Here is a 14,438-nt window from a genome sequence, read left to right as displayed (position 1 = left end):
AGCTAAGGGGCATTTAAATGGACTTGTTATGAATAATGTAAAAACTTTTATATTACTTGCAGCTTTAACCGCTTTATTACTAATCATTGGTAATGTTTTAGGGGGTCGAGCAGGATTAATTTTGGCACTGGGCTTTGCCATTGTGATGAACTTTGGCGCCTATTGGTATTCTGATACCATTGTTTTAAAAATGTATAATGCACAACCGTTGGACCCAAACCATCCGGTCTATCGTATAGTGAACGAATTAGCGCAAAAAGCACAAATTCCCATGCCAAAGGTTTACGTGGTTGACAATCCAACACCAAATGCCTTTGCTACTGGCCGCAATCCCGAACATGCAAGCATTGCGGTAACCACGGGAATCCTTTCTCGTTTAACTGAAGAAGAATTAACTGGCGTTTTAGCACATGAGATGTCTCACGTTACGCATCGCGATACTTTAATTAGTGTCATTGCAGCTACTTTAGCCGGGGCAATTAGTGGTATTGCCAATATGTTTATGTGGACATCGATGTTCAGTCACGGTGATGAAGAAAGACCTAATGCTTTAGTTGCAATGCTAATGATGATTTTAGCGCCTTTAGCTGCAGCACTTGTGCAAATGTCTGTTTCGCGCGCACGGGAATATGAAGCCGATGCCGGAGGTGCTGAATTATCTGGTCATCCTTTATGGTTGGCCAGTGCCTTGGGCAAATTGGAAATGGCAAATCAACAGGGTCAATTTCAACAGGCGGAAGCACACCCAACAACAGCTCATTTGTTTATCGTAAATCCATTAAGTAGTGAACGATTAACAAGCTTATTTGCTACCCACCCTCCCATCGCTGATCGCATTAAACGTTTGCAGGAAATGGCAGGCGTCTATCGATAACCATTTTAGGGAGAATCTCATGGATGATAATAAATTCCAAAGGGCGTTTTCATTTGTTGATTTAAAACCTCTTCCTCCCAAACCACGTAGTACAGGACTCATCGAAATCCGAGGTCCTTACTACGAGGCATTTACCACCGTTGAACTTAAAGAATTGCTAAACACCTGGGGCTATTACATTGATGGGTTCAAATTTGCCGGAGGTACACAAGCTTTACTGGACCAAACTACAGTAAATTCATTTATTGAGATTGCTCACCATAATCAAGTCTATGTGAATACCGGGGAACGAATTCTTATCCAGGATAGCTGTCACATTGACCAGTACCTTAATGAAACCAAAGAATTAGGCTTTGATATTGTTGAGATATCAAGTGGTATGTTCGAGCATCCTGATGATTTCGTTCCCGAGGATCAAGTCAAACTCGTCAAAAGAGTTGAGAAATTGGGTTTAAAAGCAAAACCTGAGATTACCGTTATGAGTGGTGTAGGTGGAGGTGTAAAAGAACTTAACTATCAGCAGAACGTTAAGGCGACTAAAACTTTAACTCAACTCATTGAAGAAGCCGAGCGTTTTTTTGAAGCAGGTGCCTTCATGCTTATGGTTGAATCAGGGGGCATTACTGAAGGTATTGCTGATGCTAAAGATTGGAGAAGCGATATTATTTTTGCTTTGATTGAACAATTTGGACATGAAAAATTAATGTTTGAAATTTCCCCAGAAGATGATGAGGCCCGTCGAACATTCAAATGGTATCTAAAAAATGTCAGTCCTGACATTAATTTGATGATGAATGCCAAGAATATCGTAGAGTTTAATGCATGGCGCTTGCAATTATGGGGTGACCGCGAACTTTGGCGACATAAAAAAGTCTCTTTGAATCATTAAGCAATACCTGGATGCCTCGGACAAGCCGAGGCACGTAGGGCAAGGACCTATCTTACCTAGGGCTAGGGGACCTATCCCACCTAGGGCTAGGGGACCTATCCCACCTAGGGCTAGGGGACCTATCCCACCTAGGGCTGGGGAACCTATCCCACCTAGGGCTGGGGAACCTATCCCACCTAGGGCTAGGGGACCTATCTCACCTAGGGCTGGGGGACCTATCTCACCTAGGGCTGGGGGACCTATCTCTCCTAGGGCTGGGGGACCTATCTCTCCTAGAGCTAGAGACCTATCTCACCAAGGGCTAAGGACTATCTAATGTAATTCTACGTGCCTCGGCTTGTCCGAGGCATCTAGTAAAGAAGCCATTCTACTGCGCCTTACTACCCCTGATGCTTATGCTTTCTCTCGTGCTCAATCATCCATCGTTTACGAGCAAGCCCCCCACCATAACCACCCAAATCACCGTTACTGTTAATAATACGATGACAGGGGACAATAATAGCTAACTGGTTGGCGCCATTCGCATTAGCTACAGCCCGATAGGCTGAGGGTCGCTCCAAAAGGATAGCCTGTTCACGATAACTTCGTGTTTCACCATAAGGAATACGGCATAGTGCTTCCCAAACACTTTTTTGAAAAGGGCTTCCCAGCAACCACACTGGGGTTTTAAAGTGTTGGAGCTTACCCGCAAAATAAGCGTTTAATTCTTCCTCGATGGAAATGATTGGTGCTGTAGTCCCAGGAATGATGGCAGCGTTTAAACGCTGTCTTAATCGTTCCACCTCCCTTTCTAAACCACGTCTATCAACAAACTCTAAAAGATGAAGAGCCTCATCATTGGCGATAGCAAGCATAGGTCCTAATGGCATATCTAACCAGGAGGCCTTTAAAACCTGTTGTTCTTTTTTAGCCGAGGAAGGAGGTCCTCCCATAATTTTTGAAAATGCATCGCGAAAACCACTAGTAGACTCAAATCCCGCATCCAATTGAGCCGAAATCACAGAATCACCATGACGAATTTGTTTTAATGCCAGACCTAAACGCCGAGCACGAGCATATTCTACAAAGGTCATGCCAAATCGTTTTTTAAATTGCCGACGCGCTGTTGAAGCATCAATGGATAAGGCATCAAAATCTTTATCCTTCCATCGTTTGGTTGGGTTAAGCTCCACTGCCTCAACTAACAATCGAACTGTATTTGATACTTGATGGGGATTAGACAGAGGACAACAGCGCTTACAGGGACGATATGAGGCAAGTAACGCCTCTTGTGCCGTTTGATAAAATTCGCAATGCTCAAATTTGGGTTTTCGCGCAGGGCAGCTGGGACGACAAAATATACCCGTTGTTTTGACAGCTACAAAAAAAATACCATCGTAATTGGTATTTTTATCAAGGAGTGCTTGATAATAATCCTTTTTCATCATTTCAGTGAACATACATTATCATTTGCTTAAACAGTTATATTTCAACTATATCAAACTTTAGAATAAGGCATGACCGAAATTCAGGCATTGTTTTTTCTGCGCATTAACTAATTCAAGTGTATTATATTTGCTTATACCTAAGATTCTCTTAATATTAAAAAGATATAATTTACTCATACTGTTTCTATTATGACCTATTTGAAATGTTTGCCCAATTACTTAATGATGCCTTAGTCCCAAGAAATGATAGCTTTCTCTATCCTTTCCCTGCCTCTTTTTTATTTTATGATGTGCAAATCGATCCCTCGACTCCATTTCTTATAAAGAACAAGCAGGTTACTAAATTAAGATTGATGTACCAACACGAAGTACCCAATTTTTATGTTGACCAAAGACCACTTCCTGCAAATGCTGCCTGCTATATTCGCTATGAAAGCGGTGAAAAAGAGGTGTTGTCGATAGCGCCAGATAAACTGCAAGCTGTCCACGAACTTTTTAAAAAGCACTGTATCAAGTCTGTTCAATTTTTTTCAAGAATGAATCAAAAAAGTTTGAACTGGGATGAGCATTCAATGGATTTTATTTATAAGCAGCAATCTCAAGATCCAGGAGTATTTTACGCTGAATTGCACAGCAAAATAATCTCAGGCATTGAGTTTGTTGCAAAACGTGAACAGTTTATAGGTATCAATATTATTGATGGTGGTTGCGGAAATGGAGGGCTTTTAAAAAAAATCGAAAGCCAGTCTTCAGCCAGCCTCCCCAAGATGAAACTTCTAGGCTTTGATTTTAATCCGGAAAATATTAATGATTGTCTTTATGATTATTATGGTCAGTGCATTTTTATTGAAGGTAATCTATTAAAAATTGAGCAACTAATAAAAATTGCTAAAGAGAAAGGATGGATTAATCCTGATTGGCCCATTTTTCTTATTCTCTCCGGTTCTCTCACTCGCCTGGTTCTTACCGATGGATTTCAAGCTGCTAATGTATTAATGAAAGCATCAGCAACCAAGGTGAATTATTTAATAGGTGGAGGCGTTGGTGAGCCGTTGGTGACTCCCTGGGTGCTAAAGCATGTAGGATATAAGAGTAACGTCCTGCCTATAAGCGAAGGACATCATTTTTTTTCATACCAACAACAATCACCCGATGAGTTTTCTTCTGCCAAGCTTTCTAAATTACAAAAGACAAATATTTTGGATTTAGCACTTGCTCCTGAGCCTGTGAAATTACTCGATGTAATGGCAAGCTATTTAAAGAGTGACTCAACGATTGATTTATCCTTCCTTCCGCTAACACCTACACTTATAGATAGTATCACCGCTGTTTTACAATCAACACCTACTCTGAAATTAACTTTCTGGCATCCCCATGCTGAAGTAATTAAACAATTCCTAGCGCTTTTTTTCTTCAAAGTAGAAGTCTCTACCAAGATAACTTTTCAAGATGCTAATTTACTCTCATCACATCGATTCTATAGTCTGTTAAAGACTGCTGATCCTAGGGATTTCTTAGATTACGATATGGCGAATGACCTAATTTTTAATTATTTTCACGATAAACTTTCACTAAAATCATCTAAATATGGTAAAAGTGAAATAACTCATCTGAACGATTTACTCACAAATATAAGTATGCCCACCGTAAAAATTGAGGAAACAGATGATGAAAGAGCGCTCATTATTTTACCCAAAAATGATGACGAGTTTCTATTTAAGAAGCATTTTGCTCAATTTGTTTGCTCTCTGGAGAAGAAGATATTGGCTGGGAAGTTGGCTGATTTGCCTATACTGATATTTTGGTATAGAAAGGGAATCAATATTCGATATCAATCAAATTCTTGCTATGAAGTTGAATATCTCCATAGACCTGTATCAGAAATTCAACTCTACTCCTATTTAGCCAAAGAGCATTCTGCTCTCTTTGAAAGCGGGGCAATGCGATTATTAGCTAAGTGGACGATTTCAACGCAAACCAAACCTGAAACTCAAGAGCGAAAGGAAGCAATTGCAGAACTGGAATCCTCATGGCCTTCTTCCAGTGCATCACTGGCAACCACATCAGTGTCTACATTATCAACACCTTATTCTTAGCAGGAAAATTTATCACAACCATTTTTTATACTTAAAAAATTTATAAGAAAAAATACCTGAAAGAATCATCATAATAATGGCAAAGAGATATCCCCACTTCCAGGAAAGCTCAGGCATAAACTTAAAGTTCATGCCGTAGATGCTAGCAATAAGCGTGGGGGGTAGAAAAATAACAGCAGCAACAGAAAATATTTTAATAATAATGCTTTGATCAATGCTGATGAAACCTAAGGTAGCATCTAATAAAAAACTTACTTTATTAGCAATAAAGCCTGCATAATCACTTAAAGCATCTATATCTTCAGTAATTGTTGCCATTCTTAATTTCATTCCCTTATCCAAGGAGAATTCTATATTTTGAGATAAGAATCTAAATAAACGACTAAAAGTGACTAAACTATCACGCACTTTATTATTCAAATCAGCATAAAAACCGATTTTTCTTACGATAGATTGATAATTTACTTTCCTGGCTCGTTTACTCAAATACCCTTGACCAAAAATTTTCTTAGACACCTCATCAAGCTCTTCGCCCACAAGTTCCAAATTATCAGCTAGTCTATCAACAATCGCCTCCAGCAAGCCCATCAAAATGGCAGGGGCATTATGATGCGCCAATTGCAAATTGTTAACTTGTGAAAGAAATAAAGGGAATGCCTGCGGTTCTATATAGCGTACGGTTATTAGTTTTTCGGAAGTTAATATAAAACTTACTGGCTCATGCTGAGGTTCAGAGGTGGTGGAACCGGCAATCATCATAGCTGTCATATATAGGATTTCATTCTGTTTATACAGCCTACTCGATAACTCAATAGAGCGCATTTCTTCTCGAGTGGGTATATTAAGGCCAAAAACCTTCTCCAGCATTTCTTCTTCACTTTTCGTAGGTGAAAGCAGGTCTATCCATATTGCCTCTTTGATTAATTTCAGGTTTTTTCTTTTAACTTCACGAGAAATAAGTTTTTTTCTATCTGAATGAAGAGTTATCATATTTCTACTCCCTGAAGATATTTTTCTTATCGACAATTTTTACAAAAACTGTACATAAACCTCAGTTAATGGAAAAAAATTTTATTGATGACCCCATCAAATCATTTTCGTCCATGACTTGCTTTAGGTCGGCATTCTTAGGATAATTCGCCAATTTGTTGTTATAATTGGATAGACGTATGGGGCAGCTCGGACAATTTATTGTTAATCATTGGCCACTTTGGCTCGCATTGATCATTATTTTACTTTTGATCTTTATTAATGAAGCACATGCACAAAAAAAACGAGCTAAAGAACTTTCCCCTCAAGCAGCCGTTGACTTGATCAACCATAAAGACGCAGTAATCATAGATTTACGAGATGCAGAGACGTTTCGTAAAGGTCATATTATTGATGCGATCCGTGCAAGCAGCGAAGACTTCGATGAGCAACGCATGGATAAATATAAAGAAAAAACGATGATTCTTGTCTGTGCACGTGGTTTGCAATCAGCTCAACTGGCAGCGAACTTACGAGAAAAAGGTTTTTCAGAACCGCTGGTTTTAGCAGGAGGCATTGCCGCATGGCAAGCAGCTGAATTACCCGTAGTTAAAGGGAAATAAATAAAAGGAAGAAAACAATGGCTGACGTAATCATGTACAGTACTGCTTATTGCCCATACTGTTCCCGGGCACGTGATTTATTAGATAAAAAAGGGGTAACGTACACTGACATCCGTGTTGATGACGAGCCTGGCAAACGTGATGAAATGATTGAAAAAAGTGGGCGACGCACCGTTCCGCAAATATTTATTAATGGCCAACATATTGGCGGCTGTGATGATATGTACGAGCTGGAAAGACAAGGGCATTTAGATAAACTTTTACGAGGATAAAAAAATAATGACAGATCAAGCAAGTAGTGCACAAAATGCACAACAAGAAGCTCAATTCATGATTCAACGAATTTATATGAAAGACTCTTCTTTCGAAGCCCCAAATACCCCAGCGATTTTCCAGCAACAATGGGAACCTGAGCTTTCTTTAGATCTCAACACTCAAAATACTCAACTTGAAAAAGATGTGTTTGAAGTGATACTCACGGTTACTGCTACTGTAAAGAATCAAAATACCACAGCCTTTTTGGTTGAAGTAAAACAGGCAGGAATCTTTACTATCCAGGGTCCATCCAAAGATCAATTAGACCATTTGCTCAATAGCTTCTGTCCCAATATTCTTTTCCCTTATGCGCGTGAAGCAATCACATCACAAGTGATTCGTGGAAGCTTCCCACAATTAGTATTAGCGCCTATTAATTTTGATGCATTGTATATGCAACAAATGGAAGAGAAACAAAAAGCTGCTAAAGAACAAGCTGAATCAACTCATTAATATGAAAACAAAAACGATTGCCATCCTTGGTGCCGGTTCCTGGGGTACTGCTGTTGCAGTACACCTGGCAAATTGTGGTAATCCTGTCATGCTGTGGGGACACAATCCACAGCATGTACAAGACATGATTCTTAAGCGTAGCAATCAACGCTATCTACCTGAGACGATTTTCCCAGACTCACTTACTCCGGTGGTTGATTTTCAACAATGCATTGATGAAGCAGATGAAGTGATCATTGCAGTTCCCTCTCATGCATTTGCAAGTTTGCTCATTCAGATTAATAAACCACTTCATGGTATATCCTGGTTAACGAAAGGTATCGATCCTGTTACCAACAAGCTACCCAGTCAATTAGTCGCTGAACGTTGGGGGGATTCTTTTCCAGTAGGTATTATTTCAGGCCCATCTTTTGCACGCGAAGTTGCCAATTTTTTACCCACCGCCTTAACTTTGGCAGGTAACAGCTTAGATTATCAAAAATCGATTCAATCCTTACTACACCAGGGCAACATACGAGTCTATTTAAGTAACGATATGGTTGGTGTGCAGCTGTGCGGCGCGGTAAAAAACGTGTTAGCTATCGCTTGTGGTATTAGTGATGGTTTAGGTTATGGCGCTAACGCCAAAGCAGCCCTGATTACTCGAGGCCTGGCCGAACTGACGAGGCTCGGCATTAAAATGGGTGCCAAAGAAGAAACCTTTATGGGTTTGGCCGGTGTGGGTGATCTTGTTTTAACCTGTACAGATGATCAATCACGAAATCGCCGATTTGGCCTGTTCCTTGGTCGCGGAGTTAATTCATTGGATGCGACAAAACAAATAGGTCAAGTAGTAGAAGGAAGGCAGAACGCCGCACAGGTTTGTTCGCTAGCAGCAAAATTTAAAGTTGAAATGCCGATTTGTACCCAAGTCAATGACATTTTAGAAGGAAGAATCACTCCTCAACAAGGGACGCATAACTTAATGAGCCGTTCCTCCCGAGAAGAATAGGGCACTTAAACTTATTGCATCATTTGTCTAAGGATCTTGACTAGTGAACCCGCACCAGATTCCTCATTTTTTTGGGTTATTTTTTTTAATTACACCAATTTTTGCCGCGCCGGCTATTTATAAAATCCCAAATTTCTACCCCGTCACAGGAATCAGCGAAGACGAGGTACGCCAGCAATTAAATAATTCGGGTCCTATTATTAATAATCAACATTTCGATGCACAAACCCTTTGGCATATTAATTGGGATTATACCTGGCATTATGATAATCCTTCTCAAAATCCTTGTTACGTTACTAATACCAATGTCACTGTAACAATTACTCTTTTACTCCCCAATTGGATTAACCAATCTTCAGTACCGATTAACTTACAAAATAAATGGGATAACTATTTAATCGCACTTCAAAATCATGAAAAACAACATGAAAACAATGCCATCAATGCCGCGAAAGACATTGAGTCTGTTTTACTGAATAGTCCTAAAATGTCAAGTTGTGAATTATTGAAAGAAAAAATTAATCTAGCTACCAAAGAAATTCTTAATAAACATCATCTTTGGGATACACAATATGATATTACTACCAACCATGGTAAAAATGAGGGTGCAAGTTTCCCATAAGTCACCATTAATCAGATATCAAGCAAGCTTGGGAGGCTCTTGTCTATCTTGTTCGGTCGCTGCATGCGCGTCCTTCATTGCCTCGGCATCTCTCATCATGTGCATGAATTCTCGCATGTCTTTCGTTGTAGCCATTGCAGCCGCAGGTTTAACCTCGGCAATTAACTCCCTTTTTTTACTTGCTTTCGCCTCTACTTCCTCGAGATGACCGTCAATTACAATCTCATTATAAGTACCCATCCCTAAATCATCTTCAATTGCTGCTCCATAGCTAAAGCTAGCCTTTACAGCCCCATATAAAAAATGGGCTGTCTCCCCAACCTTTGCAGCCGCAGCCTGTGTTCTTATTTGCGCTAGTGTTTTCTCATCCCATTCTGGGTTCGCCGCCCCCTCTTCCATTAGTTCAGCATGCTCCTCTCCAAAAGAATGAGAAATTAATCGTTCTGCGGCCAAATCTGCCCCTGGCTCGAAGGGATTCATCCCTTGATTAAGTTGCACCAGGAAAAGAGCCAACTCTTTATCTCGTAATCCTACTCCGTGTTCATTCAATGCTCTGTTAACACCAGAGACTTCTGGACGCGGAAGAGCAGCATCAAGAATTTCACGATTGAGACACACCCAGGCAGGGGGTTTAGCTTGAGGAAAAACAACACCCGCAGCTACTGCCGCTGTAGCCTTAGCATAATCAGCTGCTCGTGGCTGATAAGGTGCGCGTGTTCCTTCAAAAAGTGCGTAAGCACCAGCAACGGCCAAGGCGGAACCAACAGCTACAGCTACCCGTTGTGTAGGCATAGTGCGTCCTATTATTTAACCTAATTAGTAAAATAATAGAACATTTTGATTAATTTTAAACTTTTACTGACTAAATCTATAGCACTTTTCATCCCATGCCCCTACGTGCTCGACTTGTGCGAGGCTAGTAAAGATAGAGAAATTTGATGAATAGATAGACTCCAGTCTGTTTAGGAATAGCATCCTATGGGTCAAATTTACATTCTAAGGCAATTATTCGCCACAGCCCCAAGGAGAACCACAGCCAAAATCAAAGTGCTGTAAATCGAAATTTGGCTGTTCTTGCTGAATCTCAGTAAGAGCACAAACCTTTTTTATTGGCATTTGAAACATTGTCTGCCCGACAACTTGCTCCAGTTTCTCCAAACGCTCCATAGCCGCGGACTCAATTGGGCTCTCTTTAGGCTCTAAATGAATACAGGGGCTGCATTCAAGACTGGGATGTAATAAAGGAGAAAAGCCCGTTCGCGTTATTAGTTGAATAAAATCCGCCTCTAATGTTTGCCATAGCGGATTCCACAAGGTTCGCCCTTGATATAATTCATTTTCATATTCGAATTCTTGCAAATCAGCATATCGTCGTGAATCACTTCGACGTTTTCCGGAAACGATATAAGCTTCACATGAAGGATCATAGTCATCCAAATGACTAATTATCGGTAAGCCCTTAAGAAAGCTGGCACACCACTGGAATTTTCGACTGGGGAATTGTTTACGTTCTATCACCATTTGTGCAAAAGTGGCTTGAGATTTTAACCGATGAACCCTAACCCCCTGCGCTGTCGCATAATCTGAGCAAGCCGCAATTCTTTGTGACCAGGAAGAATCAGCCCATCCTGTTTCCACATAAAGAAAATGCACGTCAGACAAGTTCTTTTCAATCAGAGCCTGCATCGCAGCTAAAGAGTGATTGCCAAAATTACCAATGATTATGTACATAATAGGAATGGTGCCCAGGGCCGGAGTCGAACCGGCACGGAGTTTAACCTCCGAGGGATTTTAAGTCCCTTGCGTCTACCTGTTTCGCCACCTGGGCATTTATTTCTGGAGGCTGAGGCCGGAATCGAACCGGCGTACACGGCTTTGCAGGCCGCTGCATAACCACTCTGCCACACAGCCAAAACTAATTCATTTAAAAAAAAAGCGACTACCGCGTCGCTTTAATTTGGAGCGGGAAACGAGACTCGAACTCGCGACCCCAACCTTGGCAAGGTTGTGCTCTACCAACTGAGCTATTCCCGCCTGTCTACGGGTTGCCATTCTACCGAAAATTAAGGCGCTGTCAACAAATTAAATTAATTTTTTTTATAACTAATTAATTGAATTCTAAACACTATGCAAAACGTTTAGATTTAACTCAATATTTGATAATAACCCAGATTAACATGTGAAATTTAGCTGCAAAAAGCCGGTACTAATAGGTTAAAGCAATTAGTACCCAAATAAGTATTGATACAACGATAGACCTAATTTTAGGATGTCGAGGATGACACAGGATGTTTATTCATTAATTGCGGCCAGGCTATTGTAAGATACATTATCATGGACCAAATGGTTAGAATTGCCGCTAAGTACAACAAGATAAAACCCAATACGCCCCAGCCAGATTGTGAAGGTGTGAAAGCAACCAATAAGAAAAGCGCAAACATTTGCAGGGTAGTTTTTATTTTGCCAATGTAACTCACCGTGACACTGGCGCGACTTCCAATTTCAGCCATCCACTCTCGTAATGCAGAAATAACAATTTCACGCCCTACGATAATAATGGCAGGAATGGTTATGTAGTCCATTTCTTTAGCACCTACAAGAAGCAATAAACTGCAAGCCACAAGTAATTTATCGGCGACAGGATCGAGAAATGCTCCAAACGGTGACATTTGTTTTAATTTACGTGCAAGATAACCATCAAGCCAATCCGTAAAACTTGCCAAGGCAAAAATAGCGGCAGCAATCCCATGAGCCCAACTAAAAGGCAGGTAAAATGCTATGATAAATACCGGTATAAGTACTATCCGCATCAATGTCAGTAGATTCGGTAAACTAGTTAAGGTACTCACTTGAGTGCTCCCTCTTTTGGCAAGTGTAAGTAATCAGCCAAATGCTGATAATCATCAAAAACTACTTTCGCCCCGGCAGCAAGTAAGGCATCCTTTTGCTGATGGTAAAAATCCACTCCAATTGCATCAACTCCAAGATTTTTAGCCATTTCAATATCCGTCACTGAATCACCTACCATAACTGCCTCGTCTGTTGTAAGACCAAACGTATCCAAAATCTCTTCAAGCATTTGCACGGAAGGTTTGGGAGCAGTTTGACCAGCTGAACGTGTGACTTTGAAAAATGCATCTAAACCAGAGACATGTAAAACACGTTGCAGTGATTGCTGGCCTTTATTGGTTGCAATCGCCACGTCAATCCCAGCCTGGCATAAACGATTTACGAAGTCTTTTGCACCTGGTATTAAATAAACTTCTGCAGTTCGAGAAATTAATGCCTGTTGTACAGCATTTAATAATTGTTCATGCTCCTCGTCACTTAAATGAGGAAATATTTTTTTTAGCGCCTTTACTAACCCTAACTCGACGGATTGACGCGCTAATTGCTCATCAATATCACCGAAATTCAAACGTCTAGCTTCCGTTGCAACACTATTGAAAATTTGTCCTAGTGTGTCTCCGAGGGTCCCTTCCCAATCAAACACGACCAGACGATATGATTTACTCATGAGTTAACAAGTTCCTCGCACGTAATCTTTTTAGTGTTTCAACAAACCGATCATCCAGGTTTGCTTCAAACAGATAATTTTTTCCGTCCAGATTAAATTGAATTGCTCTTGCATGCAAATAAAGGCGTGACTTAATTGTCTCAAGCCCTTCTAACTGCACTGCTTTTCCATACTTCTCGTCACCGACTATTGCATGTCCAAGATGAGCACTATGAACCCGGATTTGATGGGTACGGCCTGTTTTTGGCGAAGCTTCAACCAAACATGCTTGCTGGAAGTTCTCAAGTAGCTTAAAGATTGTTTGAGAAGATTTTCCTTCTGGATGCACATTAACGATTCGTTCACCTGATTTTAGTTTATTTTTTAACAATGGGGCGTCCACTAAAACAGTTTTTTTATCTTGCCATGGGTCACTCAATAATGCCCAGTAAATCTTTTGTACCTTGCGCGCCTCGAGCAGGGCCTGAATTGCACGTAACATACTTCGCTTTTTTGCTAATACCAAACAACCTGAAGTCTCTTTATCCAAACGATGCACAAGTTCAAGATACGTGAGGTCAGTTCGTGTTTTGCGCAATGCCTCAATAACTCCCAGACTTAAGCCACTTCCTCCATGTACCGCAATACCAACCGGCTTATTAATCACTAGAAGAGCGCCATCTTCAAATAAAATACTCTCTTGCAGTTGTTGTTCGAGCTTCGACCCGACAAAAATTTGTTTCTCTTCTGAAACCCGCACCGGGGGAATACGAACTACATCCCCTTCTGTAAGACGTAAAGAGGCTTGAGCCCTTTTCTTATTAACCCTTACTTCCCCAGCACGAATTATTCGATAGATATGACTTTTTGGCACACCTTTTAGAACCCTTACCAGGTAGTTATCCAGGCGCTGGCCCTCTTCTTCACTATTAATTTCAGTGTAACGTACATCACTCATTTATGCATAAACCTATTTGCTGTAGCCGTTTTTTTTGATAGTATTAAAAATCGCGTGAACTATTCGCGCGACCGAATTATAACGTATAAATTAAAAGTTTATCAGCCGCTATATAAGTCGGCTATATTAGGACCCTTAACAATTTGCAACGATGAGCACGACTAATTGTGCAATTTTGTGGCCCTCCAATTGGAGTTGCCAGCACAATATTAAAATAGTCGAAGGCGCCATTTGTAGTATAATTGAAAATAGGTCCTTAAAAATGAAACGCGCTCCCTTAAGTTTAAGAGAAAAGGAAGCACCCAATACCCAGAGCCAAATTGAAAAAGAACTCATCAGATACCCACGCATGTCAGACATGCCTTACATCAGTTTCAGTTCGTTTTGCGAATATAAGGCAAGGATGATTTTTATGAATAAAATCATCAATATCGCCTTTTTCTCACGAATTCTGTTCTTACCGATGTATCTCACAAGTATGCGCCGCAATATTTGCAGGCAACATGCGCGTGGTCTGTCCTTAAGGGTCTTGGGAAATGCTTAATAAAGTATTTTTTGTAGGTTAAGAAACGTTATTGCTAAATTGTTTATGATTTCTTGAAGAAATCAGAACTCAACTAATAAGACTGAACAATATAAGTAAGTCCTGCATAAACGGTGCTTCACAACAAGAAATAAATCCTTACACTGTCTAGCTTAGGTTGCGCCCTTTTATGGGGTAATTT

General features: G+C 40.5%; 16 protein-coding genes and 3 tRNA genes. 9 read left to right on the top strand and 10 right to left on the bottom strand.

Annotation, left to right across the window (positions count from 1 at the left end; translation table 11 throughout):
- The first annotated feature begins 28 nt into the window (after window positions 1-28).
- Window positions 29-874 (top strand): zinc metalloprotease HtpX, encoded by an 846-nt coding sequence (gene htpX / locus LHA_RS03495; RefSeq protein WP_045105298.1) that lies wholly within the window; start codon window positions 29-31, stop codon window positions 872-874.
- 19 nt (window positions 875-893) lie between these two features.
- A complete protein-coding gene (locus LHA_RS03490) occupies window positions 894-1,763 on the top strand; it encodes a phosphosulfolactate synthase (RefSeq protein WP_045105297.1) in 870 nt (289 codons plus the stop codon).
- 380 nt (window positions 1,764-2,143) lie between these two features.
- On the opposite strand, the gene LHA_RS03485 is transcribed toward LHA_RS03490, so the two are convergent.
- Window positions 2,144-3,202, bottom strand: a complete 1,059-nt coding sequence (locus LHA_RS03485) for a bifunctional transcriptional activator/DNA repair enzyme AdaA (RefSeq protein ID WP_045105296.1) — start codon at window positions 3,200-3,202, stop codon at window positions 2,144-2,146.
- A 191-nt stretch (window positions 3,203-3,393) separates the two neighbouring features.
- Between LHA_RS03485 and LHA_RS03480 the strand changes: the two genes are divergently transcribed.
- Entirely contained in the window at window positions 3,394-5,286 is a 1,893-nt protein-coding gene (locus LHA_RS03480; RefSeq protein ID WP_045105295.1) for a hypothetical protein, read from the top strand.
- 12 nt (window positions 5,287-5,298) lie between these two features.
- Here the strand turns inward: LHA_RS03480 and LHA_RS03475 are convergent, their stop codons facing one another.
- A complete protein-coding gene (locus LHA_RS03475) occupies window positions 5,299-6,276 on the bottom strand; it encodes a magnesium transporter CorA family protein (protein ID WP_052673572.1) in 978 nt (325 codons plus the stop codon).
- Between the two features lie 179 nt (window positions 6,277-6,455).
- Between LHA_RS03475 and LHA_RS03470 the strand changes: the two genes are divergently transcribed.
- The 5 genes from LHA_RS03470 to LHA_RS03450 are packed head-to-tail and all read left to right on the top strand — an operon-like array spanning window position 6,456 to window position 9,259.
- Complete coding sequence (locus LHA_RS03470; protein WP_045105294.1) at window positions 6,456-6,878, top strand: rhodanese-like domain-containing protein; 423 nt, start codon at window positions 6,456-6,458, stop codon at window positions 6,876-6,878.
- A 17-nt stretch (window positions 6,879-6,895) separates the two neighbouring features.
- Complete coding sequence (gene grxC, locus LHA_RS03465) at window positions 6,896-7,150, top strand: glutaredoxin 3 (RefSeq protein WP_045105293.1); 255 nt, start codon at window positions 6,896-6,898, stop codon at window positions 7,148-7,150.
- A gap of 7 nt (window positions 7,151-7,157) precedes the next feature.
- Window positions 7,158-7,646 carry a protein-export chaperone SecB gene (secB, locus tag LHA_RS03460; protein ID WP_045105292.1) on the top strand — a complete coding sequence of 163 codons (489 nt, stop codon included), beginning with the start codon at window positions 7,158-7,160 and terminating at the stop codon, window positions 7,644-7,646.
- Between the two features lies 1 nt (window position 7,647).
- On the top strand, window positions 7,648-8,637 hold the full coding sequence (locus LHA_RS03455) for an NAD(P)H-dependent glycerol-3-phosphate dehydrogenase (protein ID WP_045105291.1): 990 nt from the start codon (window positions 7,648-7,650) through the stop codon (window positions 8,635-8,637).
- Between the two features lie 43 nt (window positions 8,638-8,680).
- Window positions 8,681-9,259, top strand: a complete 579-nt coding sequence (locus LHA_RS03450) for a DUF922 domain-containing protein (RefSeq protein ID WP_045105290.1) — start codon at window positions 8,681-8,683, stop codon at window positions 9,257-9,259.
- Between the two features lie 18 nt (window positions 9,260-9,277).
- Here LHA_RS03450 and LHA_RS03445 read toward each other — a convergent pair whose 3' ends face one another.
- The 8 genes from LHA_RS03445 to LHA_RS03410 form a co-directional block, all read right to left on the bottom strand.
- On the bottom strand, window positions 9,278-10,051 hold the full coding sequence (locus LHA_RS03445) for a hypothetical protein (protein WP_045105289.1): 774 nt from the start codon (window positions 10,049-10,051) through the stop codon (window positions 9,278-9,280).
- 213 nt (window positions 10,052-10,264) lie between these two features.
- Window positions 10,265-10,990: a phosphoadenosine phosphosulfate reductase domain-containing protein gene (locus tag LHA_RS03440; RefSeq protein ID WP_045105288.1), complete on the bottom strand. Its 726-nt coding sequence runs from the start codon at window positions 10,988-10,990 to the stop codon at window positions 10,265-10,267.
- Between the two features lie 8 nt (window positions 10,991-10,998).
- Window positions 10,999-11,087: transfer RNA gene (locus tag LHA_RS03435), tRNA-Leu, on the bottom strand.
- Window positions 11,088-11,096: 9 nt separating this feature from the next.
- Window positions 11,097-11,170: transfer RNA gene (locus LHA_RS03430), tRNA-Cys, on the bottom strand.
- Window positions 11,171-11,217: 47 nt separating this feature from the next.
- A tRNA-Gly gene (locus LHA_RS03425) sits at window positions 11,218-11,293 on the bottom strand.
- Between the two features lie 230 nt (window positions 11,294-11,523).
- Window positions 11,524-12,108, bottom strand: a complete 585-nt coding sequence (pgsA, locus tag LHA_RS03420; protein WP_045105287.1) for a CDP-diacylglycerol--glycerol-3-phosphate 3-phosphatidyltransferase — start codon at window positions 12,106-12,108, stop codon at window positions 11,524-11,526.
- The gene (locus LHA_RS03415) at window positions 12,105-12,776 is read right to left on the bottom strand and encodes an HAD family hydrolase (protein WP_045105286.1); all 672 of its coding nucleotides are present in this window, start codon (window positions 12,774-12,776) and stop codon (window positions 12,105-12,107) included. Before LHA_RS03415 ends, pgsA begins: the two co-directional genes overlap by 4 nt.
- Complete coding sequence (locus LHA_RS03410; RefSeq protein WP_045105285.1) at window positions 12,769-13,713, bottom strand: RluA family pseudouridine synthase; 945 nt, start codon at window positions 13,711-13,713, stop codon at window positions 12,769-12,771. Before LHA_RS03410 ends, LHA_RS03415 begins: the two co-directional genes overlap by 8 nt.
- Window positions 13,714-13,975: 262 nt before the next feature.
- Here LHA_RS03410 and LHA_RS17235 point away from each other — a divergent pair, with 262 nt between their 5' ends.
- Window positions 13,976-14,257: a hypothetical protein gene (locus tag LHA_RS17235; protein WP_156413570.1), complete on the top strand. Its 282-nt coding sequence runs from the start codon at window positions 13,976-13,978 to the stop codon at window positions 14,255-14,257.
- Window positions 14,258-14,438 lie beyond the last annotated feature (181 nt).

The sequence above is a fragment of the Legionella hackeliae genome, from assembly GCF_000953655.1.
Taxonomy (GTDB): Bacteria; Pseudomonadota; Gammaproteobacteria; order Legionellales; family Legionellaceae; genus Tatlockia; species Tatlockia hackeliae.
The sequence above is the reverse complement of the archived record's forward strand: the minus strand, read 5'-3'. Positions and strand labels throughout refer to the sequence as shown.

Bases quoted from the DNA above. Each gene is read 5' to 3' on its own strand.
- htpX (WP_045105298.1), top strand. From the start codon at position 29: ATGAATAATGTAAAAACTTTTATATTACTTGCAGCTTTAACCGCTTTA.
- LHA_RS03490 (WP_045105297.1), top strand. From the start codon at position 894: ATGGATGATAATAAATTCCAAAGGGCGTTTTCATTTGTTGATTTAAAA.
- LHA_RS03485 (WP_045105296.1), bottom strand. From the start codon at position 3,202: ATGTTCACTGAAATGATGAAAAAGGATTATTATCAAGCACTCCTTGAT.
- LHA_RS03480 (WP_045105295.1), top strand. From the start codon at position 3,394: ATGTTTGCCCAATTACTTAATGATGCCTTAGTCCCAAGAAATGATAGC.
- LHA_RS03475 (WP_052673572.1), bottom strand. From the start codon at position 6,276: ATGATAACTCTTCATTCAGATAGAAAAAAACTTATTTCTCGTGAAGTT.
- LHA_RS03470 (WP_045105294.1), top strand. From the start codon at position 6,456: ATGGGGCAGCTCGGACAATTTATTGTTAATCATTGGCCACTTTGGCTC.
- grxC (WP_045105293.1), top strand. From the start codon at position 6,896: ATGGCTGACGTAATCATGTACAGTACTGCTTATTGCCCATACTGTTCC.
- secB (WP_045105292.1), top strand. From the start codon at position 7,158: ATGACAGATCAAGCAAGTAGTGCACAAAATGCACAACAAGAAGCTCAA.
- LHA_RS03455 (WP_045105291.1), top strand. From the start codon at position 7,648: ATGAAAACAAAAACGATTGCCATCCTTGGTGCCGGTTCCTGGGGTACT.
- LHA_RS03445 (WP_045105289.1), bottom strand. From the start codon at position 10,051: ATGCCTACACAACGGGTAGCTGTAGCTGTTGGTTCCGCCTTGGCCGTT.
- LHA_RS03440 (WP_045105288.1), bottom strand. From the start codon at position 10,990: ATGTACATAATCATTGGTAATTTTGGCAATCACTCTTTAGCTGCGATG.
- LHA_RS03415 (WP_045105286.1), bottom strand. From the start codon at position 12,776: ATGAGTAAATCATATCGTCTGGTCGTGTTTGATTGGGAAGGGACCCTC.
- LHA_RS03410 (WP_045105285.1), bottom strand. From the start codon at position 13,713: ATGAGTGATGTACGTTACACTGAAATTAATAGTGAAGAAGAGGGCCAG.
- LHA_RS17235 (WP_156413570.1), top strand. From the start codon at position 13,976: ATGAAACGCGCTCCCTTAAGTTTAAGAGAAAAGGAAGCACCCAATACC.